The sequence below is a fragment of the Serratia sp. K1WW1 genome (assembly GCF_055790865.1).
The window spans coordinates 3,240,874-3,260,207 of the sequence record NZ_CM147697.1 but is presented as its reverse complement, the minus strand read 5'-3'; the positions used below and the strand labels follow the sequence as shown (position 1 = coordinate 3,260,207).

Below are 19,334 nucleotides of genomic sequence, written 5' to 3'. Positions count from 1 at the left end.
AGAGATGTCGAGCATGACAACCAATTCTGTGAAAAACCGCGGCGGCCTTGGGTTGGCGCGTATCTGGGACAGCTATGGCATGCTGGTGGTATTCGCCGTGCTGTTTGTTGCCTGCGTCGCGTTTGTGCCGAATTTTGGCAGTTTTATCAATATGAAAGGCCTGGGGCTGGCGATCTCCATGTCCGGCATGGTGGCATGCGGCATGCTGTTCTGCCTGGCCTCGGGTGATTTTGACCTGTCGGTGGCGTCGGTTATTGCCTGTGCGGGTGTCACCGCGGCGGTGGTGATCAACATGACCGAGAGCCTGTGGATCGGCGTGGCTGCCGGTTTGCTCTTAGGTGTGCTCTCAGGGCTGATCAATGGTTTTGTGATCGCCCGGCTGAAGATTAACGCGCTGATCACCACGTTGGCCACCATGCAGATCTTCCGCGGCCTGGCCTATATCATTTCCGATGGGAAAGCGGTGGGGATCGAAGATGAGCGTTTCTTTGCGCTCGGCTATGCCAACTGGTGGGGGCTGCCTGCACCGATTTGGATCACCATTGGCTGCCTGATCCTGTTTGGTTTCCTGCTCAATAAAACCACCTTTGGCCGCAATACTCTGGCTATCGGCGGCAACGAGGAGGCGGCTCGGTTGGCCGGGGTGCCGGTGGTGCGTACCAAGATCATCATCTTTGTGCTTTCCGGGCTGGTATCTGCCGCTGCGGGCATCATTCTGGCTTCGCGAATGACCAGCGGCCAGCCGATGACCTCCATCGGCTATGAGCTGATCGTGATCTCTGCCTGCGTGCTGGGGGGCGTTTCGCTCAAAGGTGGCATCGGCAAAATTTCCTACGTTATCGCTGGGATCCTGATCCTGGGCACGGTGGAGAACGCCATGAACCTGCTGAATATCTCGCCGTTCTCGCAGTATGTGGTGCGCGGCGTGATCCTGCTGGCCGCGGTGATTTTTGACCGCTACAAGCAACAGGCGAAGAGCAGGGCGTGAAGACCCATCACAATTTTGCGATTGCTATGAGCAGCATTTTGCCGAATGGGTAAACTTGTTGTTGTATTGATATGAAACGCGGAAGCTAATCTGTAGCACGGACAGTCCCCTCTCCCTGTGGGAGAGGGTTAGGGTGAGGGGCCTTACTCCCTAGTCAGTTAAGCATTGCCCTGCAATTGCAAGGCGCAGGGATATAGGTAAGACACATTTGGAGGCCAGATGTATCATCGCATGGTTCAGGAACCCCAACCGAACCCGCTGTTGCCGGGTTACACCTTTAACGCTTACCTGGTTGCCGGGCTGACGCCGATTATGGCGGACGGGCCGCTGGATTTCTTTATCGACCGCCCTGGCGGCATGAAGGGCTATATCCTCAATCTGACCATTAAAGGCCAGGGAAAGGTGTTTGACGGTGAGGAAACGCTTTACTGTAACCCCGGCGATCTCCTGCTGTTTCCGCCCAAGGCGGCGCATAACTATGGCCGATCACCGGATAGTGACTGCTGGTATCACCGCTGGGTTTATTTCCGCCCGCGTGCTTATTGGGCCGACTGGTTGGAATGGCACAGCAAGGCGCATCAGGTGGGGCGCCTGACGTTGCCCAACAACCAGTTGCTGACCGAGTTTGACCGGCTGTTTGCCAACATTGAGCAGACACAACGTTCCGGCCGCCGTTTTGCCGAAGAAATTGGCATGAACCTGCTGGAACGGCTGCTGCTGCGAGCGATGGAGGAGGATCCCCTTAGCCCACAGAAGATTATGGACCCACGGGTAATTGAGGCCTGCCAGTTTATTACCGGCAATCTGGCAGGGGAGCTGCGTATCGATGAAGTGGCCCGCCACGTTTGTCTTTCACCTTCGCGGCTGGCGCATCTGTTTCGTGATCAGGTCGGGATAAATATCCTGCGCTGGCGTGAAGATCAGCGGGTGATCCGCGCCAAACTGCTGCTGCAAACCACCCAGGAATCGATTGCCACCATTGGTCGGGTGGTGGGTTATGACGATCAGCTCTATTTTTCCCGGGTGTTTCGTAAGCGAGTTGGCGTCAGCCCCAGCGATTTTCGCCGCCGTAGCCTGGAGATCAACTATCCGGTGAACCATTCCCAGGATCGGCCACTGATTGCCGCATCCCGTTAATCGGCCTGCAGATACGATCGTTGTTGGGGGCACCGCATGCAGCGCCCCTTTGTTGTATTGCCAGTTTATTATCGATCTGCATTTAGCTCTTGTTCCAGCCCGCACCATGGTGTCAAATCGAAGCAATCGCTACTTCATCTTTTTCTAGCGGCAACACTCAGGAGCGGGTTTCTCGCCGCAACTTACAAGGACGTAGCATTTCAACTGCCTGGAATTGATGCGTATATTGCCCTGTATGAGGAAACAAGATGTCTGAAACAATCCGCGTTGGCCTGGTGGGCTATGGTTACGCCAGCAAGACTTTTCATGCTCCGCTGATCGCAGGAACCCCTGGCATGGAGTTGGCCGCCGTTTCCAGCAGCGACGCCGGTAAAGTCCACGCCGACTGGCCGATGATGACGGTGGTGAGCGACCCGCAGGCGCTGTTTAACGATCCCTCGATTGACCTGATTGTCATTCCAACCCCGAACGATACCCACTTCCCATTGGCACAACAGGCGATGGCTGCGGGCAAGCATGTGGTGGTCGATAAACCGTTTACCGTGACACTGTCACAGGCGCAGCAGCTACAACAGCAGGCAGAGCAGAGTGGACAACTGCTTTCAGTGTTTCACAACCGCCGCTGGGACAGCGATTTCCTGACCTTAAAAGCCTTGCTGAAAGACGGCGCGTTAGGGGAAGTAGTCTATTTTGAATCCCATTTCGATCGTTTCCGCCCGGAAGTCCGCCAGCGCTGGCGTGAGCAAGGTGGGGCTGGCAGCGGTATTTGGTACGATCTGGGGCCGCATCTGATCGACCAGGCGTTGCAGCTGTTTGGCAAGCCACAAACGCTTTTTGTCGATCTCGGCGAGCTACGCCCGGGTTCACAATCGGTAGATTACTTCCATGCGGTGCTCAATTACGGCCATCGGCGTGTGGTGCTGCATGGTACGGTGCTGGCCGCGGCAGAAACTGCTCGTTACATTGTGCACGGCACGCAGGGCAGCTTTATCAAATATGGTCTGGATCCGCAGGAAGACCGCCTGAAAGCCGGTGAGCGTTTGCCGCAGGCCGACTGGGGTTACGACATGCGCGACGGAGTGGTGACGTTGTCACGTGACGGCATGCTGGCGGAACAGCCGCTGTTGACCATTCCGGGCAATTACCCGGCCTATTACGCCGCCATTCGCGACGCAATTTCCGGTGCCGGTACCAACCCGGTTCCGGCCAGCGAGGCGATACAGGTCATGGAAATGATCGAGCTGGGCATTGAGTCGGCCAAACAGCAAAAAGCGCTACCGGTCAGCTAATATCAATAATAACAGTAGGGTTCAGAGCGCTTCTGAACCCTTTTTACGGATTAAATAGCAAGGAATTTTGCGGGATGTCCTGGTTACAACGTCTACGTATCGACAAGTTTTTACTGGTACTGCTGATGGTGGTGCTATTGGCCTCATTGCTACCCTGTGAAGGGATTTGGCAGACCTTCTTCGAACATTTAACTACCGCCGCGATAGCCCTGTTGTTCTTCATGCATGGGGCGAAACTCTCCCGTGAGGCGATCGTTGCCGGCATGAGCCACTGGAAGCTGCACCTGGTGGTGTTTCTCAGTACCTTTGCGCTCTTCCCGCTTTTAGGGCTGTCGATGAACCTGTTGGTGCCGGGCTTGATGACGCCCACCGTTTATTTGGGGTTCCTCTATCTATGTGCTCTGCCTGCCACGGTACAATCGGCAATCGCTTTCACCTCCGCTGCCGGAGGGAACGTGGCAGCGGCGATCTGCAGCGCTTCGGCATCCAGCATTCTTGGGGTATTCCTGTCCCCGCTGCTGGTGGGGGCATTGATGCATACGCAAGGAGGCAATACTGACGTGTTGCATGCCATCGGCTCGATTATTCTGCAACTGATGGTGCCGTTTGTTATTGGCCATCTGGCGCGCCCGCTGATTGGCAAATGGATCGATCGCCATCGCAAACTGATTAACCTCACCGACCGTTCCTCGATCCTGCTGGTGGTCTATACCGCGTTCAGCGCGGCGGTGGTTGAGGGGATTTGGCACACCATTGACGGCTGGTCGCTGCTGACGATCCTGGTGATGTCGCTGGTGCTGTTGGCGGTAGTGCTGATTATCAACACCTATGCCGCACGTTGGCTGGGCTTTGATACCGCCGATGAGATCACTATCGTGTTTTGTGGTTCGAAAAAGAGCCTGGCCAACGGCATTCCGATGGCCAACGTGCTATTTCCTGCTGCCGCCGTTGGGGCGATGGTATTACCGTTGATGATTTTCCATCAGGTACAGTTGATGGTATGTGCGGTGCTGGCACAGCGCTATGCGCGTAAAACAGCCCAGCAGCGTGAAGTAGCCGTAACTAAATAACAAGGACGTAGCATGAACAAGGTAGTCGAGATTTTGCAATATCGTTTACAAGCGGGCAGTGGCGAGCGTTTTCACCACATCATGCAGCATGATAGCGTGCCGCTCCATAAGGCCGCAGGGATCACCGTGCTGGAGTACGGTGTCTCGCTACACGATCCCAATGCCTATTACCTGATGCGGCGGTTTGACGGCATGGTGGAAATGGAACAGGTATTGCAGGCCTTCTACCGCAGCCAAGCCTGGTTGGAGGGGCCACGTACGGAGATTGTGGCCTTGATTGAGGAGAGTCACCGGGTGGTACTGCCGTATCAGCCCTGACCTGCCGTGGGTTGTGGGCTAAACGGAATTGTCCGGTCGGGGGAGGTGGCACTGGTTGATATCGGATCGGTGCCATCTCCAACTGGCAAACGGATTTTAGACTTTGGATAAATCTCTTATTTTCTTGCATGAGCTTTGCGATACCTGCAAAGCCATTATCTGATTTAATGGTATTCCACTATCGTCACCAGTAAATAAAATAAAAACGGGTTATTTACTATTTGGGTGATAAAATGAAAAATAAAACTAATATATTAATCACAGGGGCAACTGGATTTGTCGGGGCCTACTTGCTTCATGATTTACTTGCCGATGTTTCCGTTGGTAAGATATATATATTATGTCGAAATATTCAGCCGAATAATGAAAGGCAGAGACTGATTGATGCATACCATAAGTTCTCAATTGATAGCTTGGATGTACTGGTCTATACCAAAAACATCCATATGATAGAAGGAGATATCACGCAACCATCTCTTGGTATCAACAAAGTGCATTATAAAGAACTCTGCAAAGAAGTTGATGTTATCTATCATATTGCTGCTCGTGTCAATCACATAAGATCTTATGAAACCCTCAAGAGTGCCAATGTTGATAGCCTCGCTGATATTATTTCGATGGCGCGGACAGGAAAAACAAAGATAGTCAACTTTGTATCAACATTGGGTTCTGCAGCTAAAAAAGACACACAGGGTTTTTATGTTGAGGAACTTCCTGATCGCACACCTTGGCATTCAGATATGGGGTATTTACTGTCAAAGTGGGAAGCTGAAAAGTTACTTTCTTGCTTCCAGAATGAAGGGGGCAAAGCCAACCTATTCCGCCTTGGTTACATCTCCGGCCACAGCAAAACTGGTGCTGCGCTATTTGCTAATAATCAATTTATGTTGTTTGTAAAAAGTTGTATTCAATTAGGATATGCACCTGAACTTGCACGAACAATTAATTTTACCCCAATCGACTATACGGCAGCCTTAATGAGCCAGCTAAAATATAGATGTCAGGGTGGAGAAGTGTTAAATCTTTTTAATTACAATGGGCTAATTCATTGGGATGGTATTGTAAACTGGCTGAATGCCAGAGGGTACAATATTAAAATCATACCTTTTTATGAATGGCAGAGTAAGCTGCTAGCGGATAATGATGAAAATGCATTGTACAAGTTCCTACCTCTTTATGGTTCTGAAGGCGCACACGACAAAATATTACGATTTGGCCGGGAAATTGAAAGGTTCCGCTACAAAAAAGTCAAGGAGGCCACCGAATCAGCCAGATATGTGTTGCCTTTACTGAAGTATGAACTTCTTGATCGTTATCTCGGTTACTTACAGGAACAAAAATTCTTGCCTGTTCCCCCAGGGAGGTAGGGCTCATTTTAATTCTACTGAAGCAGTTAATGACAATGGTGAATTTACTATGATAGATACAAGGGTTTACTTTTCGTTAGCCTGTTTGTGTGCCCTGTCTGTGGCGAATATTTATTATAACCAACCGTTACTGGAGTTATTTTCCAGGGAATTCAGCGCTGATGCGAAGACGGTCGGCTCAATTGCGATGGTTGTTCAGTTATCTTACGCTGCAGGATTGGTCTTTTTTGTCCCCTTGGGCGATCGCGTTGTGCGGCGAAGGCTGCTGGGTATTTTACTGGGGATTAATGCTGCTGCTTCACTGTGCGCTGCTATGGCTCAAGATATTGCACAACTACTGATAAGTCATATCGCCATTGGTATGACCGCAGTAGGTGCACAAATAATTATTCCAATGGCGACTTTGTTGGCGCCCCCAGAACAACGGGGGCGGGCTGTCGGAATAGTGATGAGTGGACTGATGGCTGGAGTGCTGTTTGCTCGTATCCTTTCAGGCGTTATTGGTGAGCACTGGGGATGGCGTGCTATGTACATCATAGCAGCGGCCATCAATGTGATAATGATAGTGATAATCTATCGTTTACTGCCTCATAACTGCCCATCAAAAAATCCGATGCCTTACCGACAGTTAATCGTATCGCTTTTAGCCTATTTCCGGCAAGAGAGCGAGTTACGCAAAGCCTGTCTGTCTGGAGCGTTAATGTTTGGTTCTTTCAGTGCATTATGGGGGGCCCTGGCTTTGCTTCTGTCTCGTCCTCCCTATCATTTCGGTAGTGATATTGTTGGTGCTTTCGGTTTTGCTGGGATCGCAGGGATCCTGATGACGCCGATTATCGGTAATTTGGCGGACAGGTATACTCCACAGGCGATTGTTTTATTAGGCAGCCTCTGCGCTATAGTCGGTTTTTTACTGCTGGCAATGTCAGGACACTATTTGACCGCACTCATCATCAGCGTCATTTTTCTAGATGTTGGGGGACGGGCAGGCCTAGTTGGCAATCAGTTACGCGCACTGGCTTTGTCGGAAGCCGCCCGCAGTCGGCTCAATACTGTTTTTATGTTTTGCTATTTTCTCGGCGGAGCCTTTGGCACACGTATAGGCGCAGAGCTAAGCCTGCGATTTGGATGGTTTGGCATTGCGTTGCTTGGCGTTATCACCTCCCTGATCGTCATGTTCTTCAACTTCAAAGGGATGCTGTCTTTGTTCCGGCGACCATCTCCCCCTTCGTTATAATATGAGAATTATTCCTAAGGTTTCCCCAATTCGTTGGCCAAGTGTTTATGTAGCGCCTGAAGAAACACTGTCAACCTAGGGGAAATTTTTGGTTCGGCACGTAAGATATGGATTTCCTGAGTCTGCCGCTGTGGATCATCAAAGACTTTTACGAGTCGCCCTGCGTTGATATCAGTACCGACCACCCAGTTAGGAAGGAATGCAATACCTAATCCATGGACAGCCGAATTGCGCAGTGCATCAAAATCATTGCAGCGTAGATAGATATGATGCTTCCTCTCGGGATCCTGATAGATCACTCTCCGCCAACATATCGAATGGGGATCCTGAAATTTATCTAGCAGATGATGCCCTTCAAGTTCATCAAGCCCGCTTGGATGACCATGGTTTTGCAGATAAAACGGGCTTGCACATGCGATCCAATACTGGTCTGCAATATGCGTGGCATACAGAGCGCTGTCTTTTAAGGGGCCAATTCTGATGACGGCATCAAGCCGTTCGATCGATGGATTGGTCAACCGTTCAGTCAAATCCAGCGCAAGATCAATATCAGGGAAATTTTTCTTGAACTCAGCTAGCCATGGGAATATATGAAGTTTGGCGAAGGTAGGCAAACAGCTAACACGTAAAATTCCTTTAAGCCCTGTATTCATTGAGCCAATTTCACTATACATATCACTGAGAGCATCAAGAATTTTTATTGATCGAAGATATAAGGCCTCTCCGGCATCGGTAAGCATTAGACCACGGGGCGAACGGATAAATAACTTTATCCCCATTACATCTTCAAGCCTGTTTATTTTTCGCATGATCGAGGATGGGTTCACCCCGTGCCTGCGTGCAACAGAAGAAAATGAACCATTTCTGGCAATATCAATAAATAGCGATAAGTTTTCCGTATATCTGTACAAATCCATATGCGCACCATTTATAACTTTCGTTTCTGACGTTTATACTGTTGAGGATAAATGACCAGTTCAAAAATCAACCATAGCACATTTTATTCTGGGGCTATAGTCTGATACTTATGGAGCGAAAACTCATGATTACTGAGTTTTGCGTTTTGCGATGGAAATATCCAGAACTGCCAAGACAAGATCCTGAGAGCAGACCCAACGGCCAGTGCCGCTGAGCCTGCAGCAAGGGATCAGCCAAGCACTTTCGCGCGTAGCGCCTGTTTTTCCTGCTCGCTGAGGAAGGCCATCTTCAGGCCGTTTTCCTGCGCGGTGCGGATTTCCTGCGGGGTTAATCCGGCCTGTGGTGCCGCTACGCGATATTCGTGCTCAATCTCAATGCCTTGCACAGCTGGATCGTCGGTATTGAGGGAAGCTACCACTCCATGGCGCAGGAAGGTGGCCAGCGGATGTTGTGCCAACGAAGCTACAGTGCTGGTTTGAATATTTGAAGTCAGGCACGACTCAATGCCGATCCCATGCTGCGCCAGATAATCCATCAGTGCTGGATCCTCCACCGCTTTAACCCCGTGCCCAATGCGCTCTGCACCCAACTCACGGATCGCCTGCCAGATGCTTTCCGGACCAGCGGCTTCACCGGCATGAACGGTAATGCGCAGGCCAGCGTCACGTGCACGGTTGAAATGGCTAAGGAACAGGCTGCCAGGGAAGCCTAGCTCATCGCCAGCTAGATCCAACGCGGTGATGCCGTCGCGATGGGTCAGTAGGGCGTCTAGCTCTTGCAGGCAGGCCGCTTCGCCGAAGGTACGGCTCATGATGCCAATCAGGCGTACGTCAATATCGCGGTCGCGGCAACCAGAGCGAATGCCGTCAATCACCGCTTCCACCACGCCAGCCACCGGTAACTGGTGCTTCATCGCCATGTAGTAGGGGGAGAAACGCAGCTCGGCGTAGTGCAACCCGGCATTTGCCGCATCTTCCACGTTTTCATAAGCCACGCGACGGCAGGCATCCAGATCGCCCAGCACCGCGACTCCCCAGTCAAGCTTTTGCAAAAAGCTCATCAGGTCGGGTTCGGTATGGGTGATTTGCACATGGGGAAGCAGGGCAGCCAGCTCGTTGGCTGGCAGGGCTAGGTTGAACTGGCGGCCGAGTTCAAGAATGGTTTGCGCGCGGATGTTACCGTCCAGATGACGGTGAATATCGGTAAGGGGCAAGCGGGAGTCAATCATGGCGGCACTCATTATTTTTGTATAGGTAAAGTGCAGAACAGTATAAAAACAAACGAATGAAAATAGCTATTGAGTTGCATAAAAAAGTGATGCTCATCACGTTAAATCGCAAATTCGCCGTTCAGGATAGGGGGAAGATGTATAAGGCGGGTAAGCAGAGGCATGCTCTCAGGTCATTAGTCGATGAAATCAGGTCAATCGCAATGGTTCGGGTTTTAACGGGTAGCATGACAATGCTGAGGGGAGTTGACGCTCAATGAAAAACCAGGGGCACTACGCCCCTGGCGATATAACCTATTTTGCGTCCAGGACAAATTGCAACGCGGCAATCAGCTTATCCATCCCAGCCTCAACCTTGCTGCGTGGGCAGCCGACGTTCAGGCGCAGGAATCCACGGCCCTCTTCGCCATAGGTAAAGCCTGGCATGATGGCGACTTTCTCTCGTTCGATCAGCACCTGCTGCAATTCGCGGTCGTCAATGCCTAACGGGCGTATATCAATCCACGCCAGATAGGTGGCCTGCGGTGGCTGCCAGTTTAGCTGCGGTAACGCCTGCTTGAGCCGTTCGGCCACGTAGGTCAGGTTATCTTGCAGATAGTCGCGCAGGGCGTCTAGCCAAGGCTCGCCGTGGCGGTAGGCGGCAATATGGGCTGCAACTGCCAGCACCGCAGGGGAGGATAATCCATCGCGGCTTTTTAGTGCCTGAACGTAGCTATCCCGCGCACTATCATCGCTGATAATGCCATAGGCCCCGGTGAGCGCCGGAATGTTGAAGGTTTTAGAGCCGGAAGTCAGCAACGCCCACGGGGTGGTGGCCACCTGGCTCCATGGAGTGTGACGATGTTCTCCCCAAACCATATCCATATGGATCTCATCGCTGATCACCTTCACGTCATGGCGTTCGCACAGCTCTGCCATCTGCTCCAGTTCATGCTGTGTCCACACCTTACCAGTGGGGTTTTGCGGGCTGCACAGCAGCAGGATCTTGGTTTGTGGACGGGCCAGCAGGGCTTCCAGATGGGCCATATCGCATTGCCAATCGTTATCCACTTTGTGCAGCGGGCAAGGTAACACCTGACGCTGATTACCCAAGATCACCTTATAGAACGCATCATAGGCTGGTGTATGGGTGACCACATATTCCCCCGGAGCCGACCAGATACGCACCAGCTGCGCCACCATGTAAATCACCGAGGGGCCATAGACCGCCTTGGTCGTATCGATGGGGGCATTGAAGCGTTGTTGATACCAATGCCGCACCGCGCCAAGAAAGTCTTCATGCTGCCAGCGGCTGTAGCCCAACACGCCGTGTTGCAGACGCTGTTGCAGAGCTTCAAGAATGCAGGGGGCGGTGGCGAAATCCATATCGGAGATGGTGAAAGGCAGCAGATCTGCGGTGCCAAAACGGTCGGCGATGTAGTCCCACTGGGTGCACCAGGTACCGTGACGATCTACCGGGGTAGAAAAATCAAACATGTGAAACTCCGAACAAGGGCGCAGCAGGCTGCGCCCGGGGGGGAAGGTTATGCGTTGGCCATCAGTGATTCTAACTCATCTTTCACCGATTGCACCTGCGGGCCAATCACCACTTGCAGGTTATGGTCATTAAGGTGTACCACGCCGATAGCCCGGTTGGCTTTCAGCACCGCATCATCCACCTTGCTCATATCGTTAACTGACATACGCAGGCGGGTAATGCAGTTATCCAGCGAAACGATATTCTCTTTACCGCCCAACGCCGCCAGGATAGCAGGCACGTTATAGCCGGATTTACCCACGGCACCGACAGGGGCGCTCTGTGTAGCGGTGGTTTCCGCCTCACGGCCCGGCGTTTTAATGTTCCAGCGCTGGATGGCGAAGCGGAAGATCGCATAGTAGGCAACAAACCAGATGGCGGCCACCAATGGCACCAGATACCACTTGGTTGCGGTGCCGTGCAGGATACCGAACACCACGAAGTCGATAATGTTGCCGTCGGTGTTACCGATAGTGACGCCCAGCAAGGCCATCACGGTGAAGCCCAGACCGGTCAGAATAGCGTGGATCAGATACAGGAACGGAGCCACAAACAGGAACAGGAACTCGATCGGTTCGGTGGTACCACCGACCACACAAGCCACTACACCGGAAATCAGCAGCCCTTTGATCTTGTGACGGTTCTCCGGTTTGGCACAGTGGTACATGGCTAACGCCGCACCCGGCAGGCCACCGAGGAAGGCAGGCATTTTACCCTGGGACAGGAAGCGGGTAGCGCTTTCGGCAAAGCCGTGGGTGGTTGGACAAGAGAGCTGTGCCTGGAAGATGGTCAATGCTCCGCTGACTTCACGGCCACAAACGTCCAGCGTACCGCCCGCTTCGGTAAAGCGGATCAGAGCTACCAGAATGTGGTGCAGCCCGAACGGCAGCAGCAGACGCTCGCCGGAGCCGAAAATCATCGGCCCAAACATGCCCGCGCCGTTAATCATACGGCCCAACCCATTAATACCGGCAGCGAACCAAGGCCAGATCAGCGGGATAATCAGGCCGCACAGGCCCAGTACCACAGTGGTGACGATTGGAACGAAGCGAGTACCGCCGAAGAACGCCAGCGCATCTGGCAGGCGGATGGTGTTGAAACGCTCGTGCAGCAGATAAACGATGATCCCGACGATCACCGCACCGAGGATACCGGTATCGATAGACTGAATGCCCAGAATGTTCTGGATGTTATTGGCTTTCAGCACCAGCGGATCGACGGTAGGCAGCACGCCTGATGTGGTCAGGTAGAAGTTGGTCGCCAGGTTCAGCACGGCAAAGCCGACAAAACCAGAGAAGGCGGCCACGCCTTTGTTCTCACGCGCCATGCCCAAAGGAATGGCAATGGCGAACATCACCGGCAGGAAGCTGAAAGCAAAGGAACCGATCTTGCTCATCCAGGTGAACAGCAACTGGAAAGCCGGATGACCAATGAAAGGCAGCAACGTGATCACGTCACGGCTGCTTAGTGAGCTACCGATCCCCAGCATGATGCCGCAGAATGAAAGCAGTGCGACGGGCAGCATAAATGTCTTGCCCAGGCTTTGGAAAAACTCCCAAAGCGTAATTTTTTGTTTTTTAGACGCTGGCATAACCGACGACTCCTGGCGAAAAAAGCATGCAATGTTGTGTGTACCCGATTAGGTAAAAATAAGATAAAACGTTTTACCTAGTAAAAATGCGTCCCTAATCACAATTATGAACGGTGCTTTGCGGTGACAATACTTATGTGGGTAAATCGTTTTACTGCATTGAGAGATTCGGTATACCATTTGCTATCAGGGTGAAACTCGCCCTGATAGGGCATTGCAGAGGTTATTACCATCAAAAAGATCACTATCACTGACGTCGCACAGTTGGCAGGCGTATCCGTGACCACCGTTTCTCTGGTGCTGAGCGGTAAAGGGCGTATTTCTCCCACCACCATGAGCCGAGTGAATCAGGCGATCGAGCAGCTTGGCTATGTTCGCAACCGTCAGGCCGCGACGCTGCGGGGTGGCGAATCGGGGGTGGTAGGGCTGATCCTGCGTGATATCTGTGAGCCGTTTTATGCCGAGATGACCGCCGGGGTGAGTGAGGTTCTGGAAGCCAATGGCAAAGTGCTGTTTCTGACCCAAAGCGGGCGCGAAGGCAAAGGGCTGATGCGCTGTTTTGATATGCTTCTGGAGCACGGCGTCGACGGCATGGTACTGGCGGGTGGGGTACGAACAGCGAAAGGGCTGAAAGAGAAAGCCGAAGCTCAGGGGGTGCCGCTGGTGTGTGCCGCGCGTTCCAATGGGCTGGAAGGTGTAGACGTGGTGCGGCCAGATAATATGCAGGCCGCGAAAATGGCCACCGAATTTCTGATCAAACGGGGTCATAGCCAGATCGCCTACCTTGGTGGACAAAGCGATTCACTCACCCGCGCCGAACGCCTGGGGGGATTCTGTGCCACCTTGGTGCAATACGGCCTGCCATTCCGCTCAGAGTGGATCGTCGAATGCGATTGTCATCAACGGGCAGCGGCTGAAGCTGCCGAAAACCTGTTGCGTCAGTATCCCAATATCAGTGCGTTGGTGTGCCATAAGGCCTCGGTGGCGTTGGGGGCCTATTTTGGTATCGTGCGCAGTGGCCGTAGCATTGGTTCGGAAGGGATGGACAGTTTTTATGGTCAACAGGTGGCGCTGATCGGTTTTGGCGATGTGCCGGAGGCCGAACTGACCGAACCCCCGCTGACCTTTATCTCTAGCTCGGCTCGTGAGGTTGGACGCAGTGCTGCTCTGCGTTTGTTGCAACGTATTGGCGATGATTCATTGGCGCCGCAGAATGTGATCCTGTCCCCAGAGCTGATCAAGCGCGGATCGGCCTGATCTGCTGCTCGCGTTTTTCCCGCATAAAATCGATAAAGACGCGCAGCTTGAGCGGCATATGGCGGCCCGCCGGAAAGTAGATAAAGAAGCCCGGTGCGACGTGGCTAAAATCCTGCAGAACCTCCCGCAACTTCCCGCTCTGCAACTCCTGGTGTACGGCGGCCCGAAAGCGTTGGGTGAGCCCTAATCCCGCTATCGCCGCGTCTTTAAGCAGCTGGTTTTCATTGAAGATCGGCCGCCCGTTGACCTCCAGCGTCAAATGCTCAGTGCCGTTGTTGAAATACCAGGGTTCCAGTTTGCCACTGCCGGGAAAGCGATAGCGCATGCAGTCATGCTGCTGCAACTCCTGCGGCGTTTCGGGCTGGCCGTGTTGTGCCAAATAACCTGGAGAAGCCACGACCACATGTTGTTGGCCGTGGTCGATAGGGACGGCCACCATGTCTTTTTGCAACATCCGCTGCATGCGGATGCCCGCATCAAAATTATCCAGCACCAGATCGGCAAAACGATCGTCGGTAAACAGCTCCAGCTTAAGTTCAGGATAGCGCGCATGGAACTCCGGCAGATAGGGCATGACCAGCATCGATGCGGCCAACTGCGGCAAGGTAATACGTAATAATCCGCTTGGCTCACCACGTTGGCTGCTGGCATCTTCTGCCGCGATCTCAATCTGGCCCATAGCGGGGGCGATTTTTTCATAAAATGCCAGCCCTTCATCGCTTAACCTGACAGAACGGCTGGTGCGATTGAACAGGCGTACTCCCAAAAGAGCCTCTAGCGCGCGGATATTTTGTGAAACCGCAGGCGGTGTGACGCCCAGATGATTGGCCGCCTGGGTAAAGCTGCCCAATTTGGCAACGGCATCGAAAAACGGCAGTAATTGTAGCAGTGAGCTCATCTATTGATAATCCCAGCTTAATGATTCATTAAATTTTAGCCTCTTTAATTTAATGATCAACACCGTAGACTGGCCTGATTACCTAAAGAGGATCACAGTTATGGCTCAGGCATTGACACAACGGATAGAGGCAGTCAATCAGCAGGCGATCGACGAAGGGCGGATCGTGGGTAGCGTGGTGCTGGTGGCTCAACAGGGGGCGGTGATTTACGCCGGTGCCAGCGGTTATGCCGATCGTGAGCAGCGGCGGCTGATGCAGCGTAACAGCCAATTCCGGCTATCTTCGGTCTCAAAACCTTACATCACGCTGGCGGCGCTGCGCATGATAGAACAGCAACGGCTGAGTCTGGATGATGCCGTTAGCCGTTGGCTACCGTGGTTTATCCCGGCGTTGCCCGATGGACGGCGGCCAGCGATCACCATTCGTCACCTGTTAACCCATACTGCCGGGCTGGATTACCGTTTCAAGCAACCAGCGGGCGGGATCTACCAGCGGTTAGGGATCCACGACGGCATGGAGAGGTCCTCGTTAACGCTGGAGCAAAATCTGCGGCGGTTGGCGCAGGCTCCGTTGCAGGCAGAGCCGGGGAGCGAATTCAGCTACTCACTGGCAATTGACGTATTGGGTGCGGTGTTGGAGCAGGTAGCGGATATGCCTTTGCCGCCGCTGTTCGAGCGCTGGGTTGGCCAACCGCTAGGGCTGGGGAATACCGGTTTTTATACGTTGAGCGCGGATAAGCTGGCTCCTGCCTATTACAATGCTGAACCGCAACCGGCAGCGATGTATGACGGCTTTCTACTGAGGCTTCCTGAGGAGTTTGGTTTTGACGTGGAGTTTGCGCCTTCGCGAGCGCTTGAGCGCCACGCTTATCCTTCGGCTGGCGCAGGAATGGTTGGCGACGCTGACGATGTGCTGCGCCTGGTGGAGACGCTGCGTAATGGTAGCGACGGAATTTTGCAGCCAGAAACCGCCGCATTGATGCGTCAACCCCATGTAGCAGCGCAGGCAGAAATTCAGGGGCCGGGTTGGGGCTTTGGTTTTGGTGGCGCAGTGCTGGTGGATGCGGCATTGGCAGCAACGCCGCAGAATAATGGCACTATGCAGTGGGGCGGCGTATATGGGCACAGCTGGTTTTACGACCCGCTCGCGCAGTTGAGCGTAGTCGCGTTGACCAACACCGCTATTGAGGGAATGAGTGGTTTATATCCTATGCAGATCCGCGATGCGGTTTATGGCTAGAGCAATGTAACCCAAGCGGGCCCCGCATGCGGCGCCCCTACGACCTTGGCATGGATTAATGGCATTGAGCCGGTTGTTCTGGTGCTGCCTCGATCACCGGAGCGCTCCCGGCAAAGCCGCCAATAAACGCCTGTAGCGACATTTTGTTGCCATTGAGCTCGACCTGATTATGGGCATAGTGGAAGTTGCCGCCAATCACTCCGTCTTGCTGCGTCACAAGGTTAAATTTTTGCGCCATGGCAACCAAGCCTTGCACTTGCTGCGGTGCCATCGCTTGCGCTTGTTGCGGAGTGGCGCCCTGTAACTGCGTTAGCTGAGCTGCGGTTTCTGTTGCCATCGCCTCAGGTATCGTCAGATGGGTTTCCAGCCTTTTGATCGCCTGTGTCAGTTGCTGATTCAGTGGGGTTGCCACCGTCCCCGTCTGGAGTAGCTCTTGCAGATCTAGATTAAAGGTGAAGGTGGCTTCGCCCTGGCTGTTTTTCCAACTCAGTGGCGCAATGCTGAGGGTTGGGTAACCTTTCAGCAACCGTGGCATGTTGTGTTCAACCAACTTGGCCAATTGCTGCTGACTGGCTTCATATTGCTGTAGCAGGTTGAGACTTTGTTGATTGTAGAAATCGATAAAGGCTTTCACTGCCTTGGCATCTACATTGTTAACTTTTAACTTCAGTTGGCCCGAGCCAAGGTCGTTGCCGTGGATTTTCAGCGTGCTTACGCCGTAATCGAATTGGCCATTCAGGTAATCATTTTTATCATCGGTCTGGCTGGCCATAGTAAAGCCCTCCACCAGGACATCTTGGGCATCTCCAACTACCTGTAGCTGCTTTACGCGTAAAAACTGGGTGCCTAGATTGAAATCCAAGGGGTTTTTCTTGGTGTCACTTTGACATGTCACCCCATGTAATATGATTTTTCCTCGGTTTTTGTCCACGATTTCCAGGTTATCGGTATTGAAATCCAACCTGACATTTTTCAGATCGTGGCTGATGTCAGCCGCCAGTTTAGCCCCGCTGAATGTCAGCCGGTATTCGTCTTGCTCGTGATCCAGCGGGAGTACATCCACAGCCGATGAAATATCCCCGTTGTAAGCAATACGCGTATCGGAGGTGATGGGTGATTTGCCTTTGCTGAGATCAAACAGCGTTTTGAGGGCCGCCGTATTTTCCAGTTCGGCGTGCAGCGAGGCCATTGCCGGCAGCAAATCCAATCGTGTCGCCTGGCTCAGTGGGAAGGGGCCGTGGTCGATCTTGACCAACGATGCCACTTTATCCCCGTAGATCTGCATGGCGGGATCTTCATTATGTAGCACATAGCGCACCTGGCTGGTAAAGATGCCACGTCGGTAATTTTCAACGCTAAGTTTTACCCCCGCATCGGGCAGGAACTCTTTCAACTGCTGGTTGGCGTTGGCGACCAACGTTTCCATCCGCTGCTTAATCAGTTTGCCGGTATACCAGGAAGCCCCACTCCAAGCTGCGCCAAGGACGGCAATAATGCTGACGGCGACTAATGATTTTTTCATACACGATGATCCCTTTCTACAGCTTGAGAGGTCCGGCAATACGGCCAATATTGGCAAGGATTGTGATGGCAGAATGATTGTCTTGGCAATCGATTTGCGCTAGATCGACGAGGTTTAAGAAAAAGCGGAGTTATTGCAGCGGGGAGGAGAAAAGGGGCCTGGTATCGCCAAGCCCCTGCAGTGTTACTGACCTTGAATCATCGGCTGCTCAGGTGCCGGAGCGGCATCCTGCTGATCGGGTTCTGGTGCACTGTCTTCTTCTGGTGCGGAAGCGCCGCCCAGCATCCCGAACATACCCACGAACTCCGGCAGCGACATTTTGGTGCCGTTCAGCTCAATCTGGTTATCGGCATATTTGAAGCTGCTGCCAATCACGTTATCTTTCAGCGTGGTGATCTTGAACATCTCGCCCATTGCCGCCAGGCTTTTCACCTGCTGCTCGGCCTGCTGCTGTGCTTGTTGTGCACTGGCACCTTGCAGCTGTGCCGCTTGAGCCATGGTTTCCTGCGCCATAGCGACCGGAATAGTCAACTGGGCGTCGATTTTCTTGACCGAACGGGCAAGCTGTTGGTCCGGTGATTCGGCCGCAGCGCCAGCCTGTGCGGGATCCAGCAGATCGAGGTTAAGGGTAAAGGCACTTTCACCCTTGGCATTTTTCCAGCTCAGCGGTGCGATGCTGACGGTTGGGTTGCCTTTCAGCAACAGCGGCAGGTTTTGCACCAGCATCTCGGCCGTTTGCTGCTGGTAGGCTTCTGGCGACAGCGTTTCGGCCTGTTGCAGCAAGGTCATGGCCTGCTGGTTGTAACGATCGGCAAACTCTTTCAGCCCTTTAGCATCCAGGTTATCGATTTTCAGCAGCAGTTTACCCGCGCCAAAATCGGTGCCCTGAATTTTCAACGCTGCCATGGTGTAATCCAGCTTGCCTGCGAGGCTGTTGCCTTTCTCGCCGAACTGGCTGGCCAGGTTGAAGCCTTCCATCGTCATGGCGTCTTTACCGTCGACAGCCATGGTAAGTTGCTTCATGCCCAGCGCTTGCTCACCCAGGCTCAGACCGTACTGGCCCAGATGCGTGTTGCTTTTGAGCGTCAGCCCTTGCATCGTCATCTGCTCGTTCTGGCCAGACTGATTCGGGCCACTGATCACCAGGCTGTCACTGCTGGCGTCCAGGAGCGCGGTTTGCATATCCTTGCCGATATCCGCGTCAATTTTGGCACCGCTGAATTTCAGTGAGGATTTGTCTTTCTGGTATTCCACCGGGATTACATCGATGGAACTGGCGACATCGCCGCTGTAGGCAATGCGTGAATCGGCGCTGAACAGCGACTTACCTTTGGTGATTTCAAACAGGGTTTTGACTTTTGGCGTGTTTTCCAGCTCGGTATGTACCGAAGCCATGCTTGGGATCAGGTTGAATTTTTTCAACTGGGCCAGCGGGAATGGGCCGTGATCGACGGTTTCAATAAAGGCCACTTCTTCGCCGGATTTCAGCAGGGCATCATCGGTGGTGATGCTACCATCGGCACGCAGCACAAAACGGGCTTGGCTGCTGAAAATCCCGCGCTGGTAGTTTTCATAGCTCATCTTGACCCCGGCCTTAGGCAGTAAGGTTTTCAACTGGCTATTGGCGGTGTCTACCATTTCCCCCATCCGTTGCTCGATAAGCTTGCCGGTGTACCAAGAGGCTCCAGTCCATGCTGCGCCGAGCACCACAATGACGCTGACAGCGACTAACGATTTTTTCATAGTTCTGTTATTCCTTTG

The 19,334-nt window shown here is 53.0% G+C and carries 16 protein-coding genes; 9 read left to right on the top strand and 7 right to left on the bottom strand.

Features of this window, described 5'->3' with window-relative positions; translation table 11 throughout:
- Positions 1–4: 4 nt before the first annotated feature.
- From araH to ACX9GU_RS14660, 7 genes are all read left to right on the top strand, one after another.
- Positions 5–988, top strand: a complete 984-nt coding sequence (gene araH / locus ACX9GU_RS14690) for an L-arabinose ABC transporter permease AraH (protein ID WP_021178049.1) — start codon at positions 5–7, stop codon at positions 986–988.
- A gap of 219 nt (positions 989–1,207) precedes the next feature.
- A complete protein-coding gene (gene araC / locus ACX9GU_RS14685) occupies positions 1,208–2,125 on the top strand; it encodes an arabinose operon transcriptional regulator AraC (protein WP_473192036.1) in 918 nt (305 codons plus the stop codon).
- Positions 2,126–2,373: 248 nt separating this feature from the next.
- A complete protein-coding gene (locus ACX9GU_RS14680; RefSeq protein WP_065686140.1) occupies positions 2,374–3,414 on the top strand; it encodes an oxidoreductase in 1,041 nt (346 codons plus the stop codon).
- A gap of 74 nt (positions 3,415–3,488) precedes the next feature.
- Complete coding sequence (locus tag ACX9GU_RS14675; protein ID WP_059200737.1) at positions 3,489–4,484, top strand: bile acid:sodium symporter family protein; 996 nt, start codon at positions 3,489–3,491, stop codon at positions 4,482–4,484.
- Positions 4,485–4,496: 12 nt separating this feature from the next.
- Positions 4,497–4,802, top strand: coding sequence for an NIPSNAP family protein (locus ACX9GU_RS14670; RefSeq protein WP_473192035.1), 306 nt, complete (start codon positions 4,497–4,499; stop codon positions 4,800–4,802).
- Between the two features lie 233 nt (positions 4,803–5,035).
- The gene (locus ACX9GU_RS14665) at positions 5,036–6,169 is read left to right on the top strand and encodes a thioester reductase domain-containing protein (RefSeq protein ID WP_473192034.1); all 1,134 of its coding nucleotides are present in this window, start codon (positions 5,036–5,038) and stop codon (positions 6,167–6,169) included.
- A gap of 100 nt (positions 6,170–6,269) precedes the next feature.
- Positions 6,270–7,403 carry an MFS transporter gene (locus tag ACX9GU_RS14660; RefSeq protein ID WP_473192033.1) on the top strand — a complete coding sequence of 378 codons (1,134 nt, stop codon included), beginning with the start codon at positions 6,270–6,272 and terminating at the stop codon, positions 7,401–7,403.
- Between the two features lie 14 nt (positions 7,404–7,417).
- On the opposite strand, the gene ACX9GU_RS14655 is transcribed toward ACX9GU_RS14660, so the two are convergent.
- The 4 genes from ACX9GU_RS14655 to malX form a co-directional block, all read right to left on the bottom strand.
- Positions 7,418–8,320, bottom strand: a complete 903-nt coding sequence (locus ACX9GU_RS14655; RefSeq protein WP_473192032.1) for a LysR family transcriptional regulator — start codon at positions 8,318–8,320, stop codon at positions 7,418–7,420.
- A gap of 230 nt (positions 8,321–8,550) precedes the next feature.
- Positions 8,551–9,549, bottom strand: coding sequence for an adenosine deaminase (gene add, locus ACX9GU_RS14650; RefSeq protein WP_021804509.1), 999 nt, complete (start codon positions 9,547–9,549; stop codon positions 8,551–8,553).
- Positions 9,550–9,843: 294 nt separating this feature from the next.
- Entirely contained in the window at positions 9,844–11,025 is a 1,182-nt protein-coding gene (locus ACX9GU_RS14645; RefSeq protein ID WP_021804506.1) for a MalY/PatB family protein, read from the bottom strand.
- A 47-nt stretch (positions 11,026–11,072) separates the two neighbouring features.
- On the bottom strand, positions 11,073–12,656 hold the full coding sequence (gene malX / locus ACX9GU_RS14640) for a maltose/glucose-specific PTS transporter subunit IIBC (RefSeq protein WP_021178042.1): 1,584 nt from the start codon (positions 12,654–12,656) through the stop codon (positions 11,073–11,075).
- 225 nt (positions 12,657–12,881) lie between these two features.
- Here malX and ACX9GU_RS14635 point away from each other — a divergent pair, with 225 nt between their 5' ends.
- Positions 12,882–13,913, top strand: a complete 1,032-nt coding sequence (locus ACX9GU_RS14635; protein WP_037374777.1) for a Mal regulon transcriptional regulator MalI — start codon at positions 12,882–12,884, stop codon at positions 13,911–13,913.
- Here the strand turns inward: ACX9GU_RS14635 and ACX9GU_RS14630 are convergent.
- The gene (locus tag ACX9GU_RS14630; RefSeq protein WP_473192031.1) at positions 13,894–14,811 is read right to left on the bottom strand and encodes a LysR family transcriptional regulator; all 918 of its coding nucleotides are present in this window, start codon (positions 14,809–14,811) and stop codon (positions 13,894–13,896) included. The genes ACX9GU_RS14635 and ACX9GU_RS14630 overlap by 20 nt on opposite strands.
- 100 nt (positions 14,812–14,911) lie before the next feature.
- Between ACX9GU_RS14630 and ACX9GU_RS14625 the strand changes: the two genes are divergently transcribed.
- Positions 14,912–16,051 (top strand): serine hydrolase domain-containing protein, encoded by a 1,140-nt coding sequence (locus tag ACX9GU_RS14625; protein WP_473192030.1) that lies wholly within the window; start codon positions 14,912–14,914, stop codon positions 16,049–16,051.
- 55 nt (positions 16,052–16,106) lie between these two features.
- On the opposite strand, the gene ACX9GU_RS14620 is transcribed toward ACX9GU_RS14625, so the two are convergent.
- Both ACX9GU_RS14620 and ACX9GU_RS14615 read right to left on the bottom strand, forming a co-directional pair.
- The gene (locus ACX9GU_RS14620) at positions 16,107–17,573 is read right to left on the bottom strand and encodes a YdgA family protein (RefSeq protein WP_473192029.1); all 1,467 of its coding nucleotides are present in this window, start codon (positions 17,571–17,573) and stop codon (positions 16,107–16,109) included.
- A gap of 183 nt (positions 17,574–17,756) precedes the next feature.
- Positions 17,757–19,316, bottom strand: a complete 1,560-nt coding sequence (locus ACX9GU_RS14615) for a YdgA family protein (protein WP_473192028.1) — start codon at positions 19,314–19,316, stop codon at positions 17,757–17,759.
- Positions 19,317–19,334 lie beyond the last annotated feature (18 nt).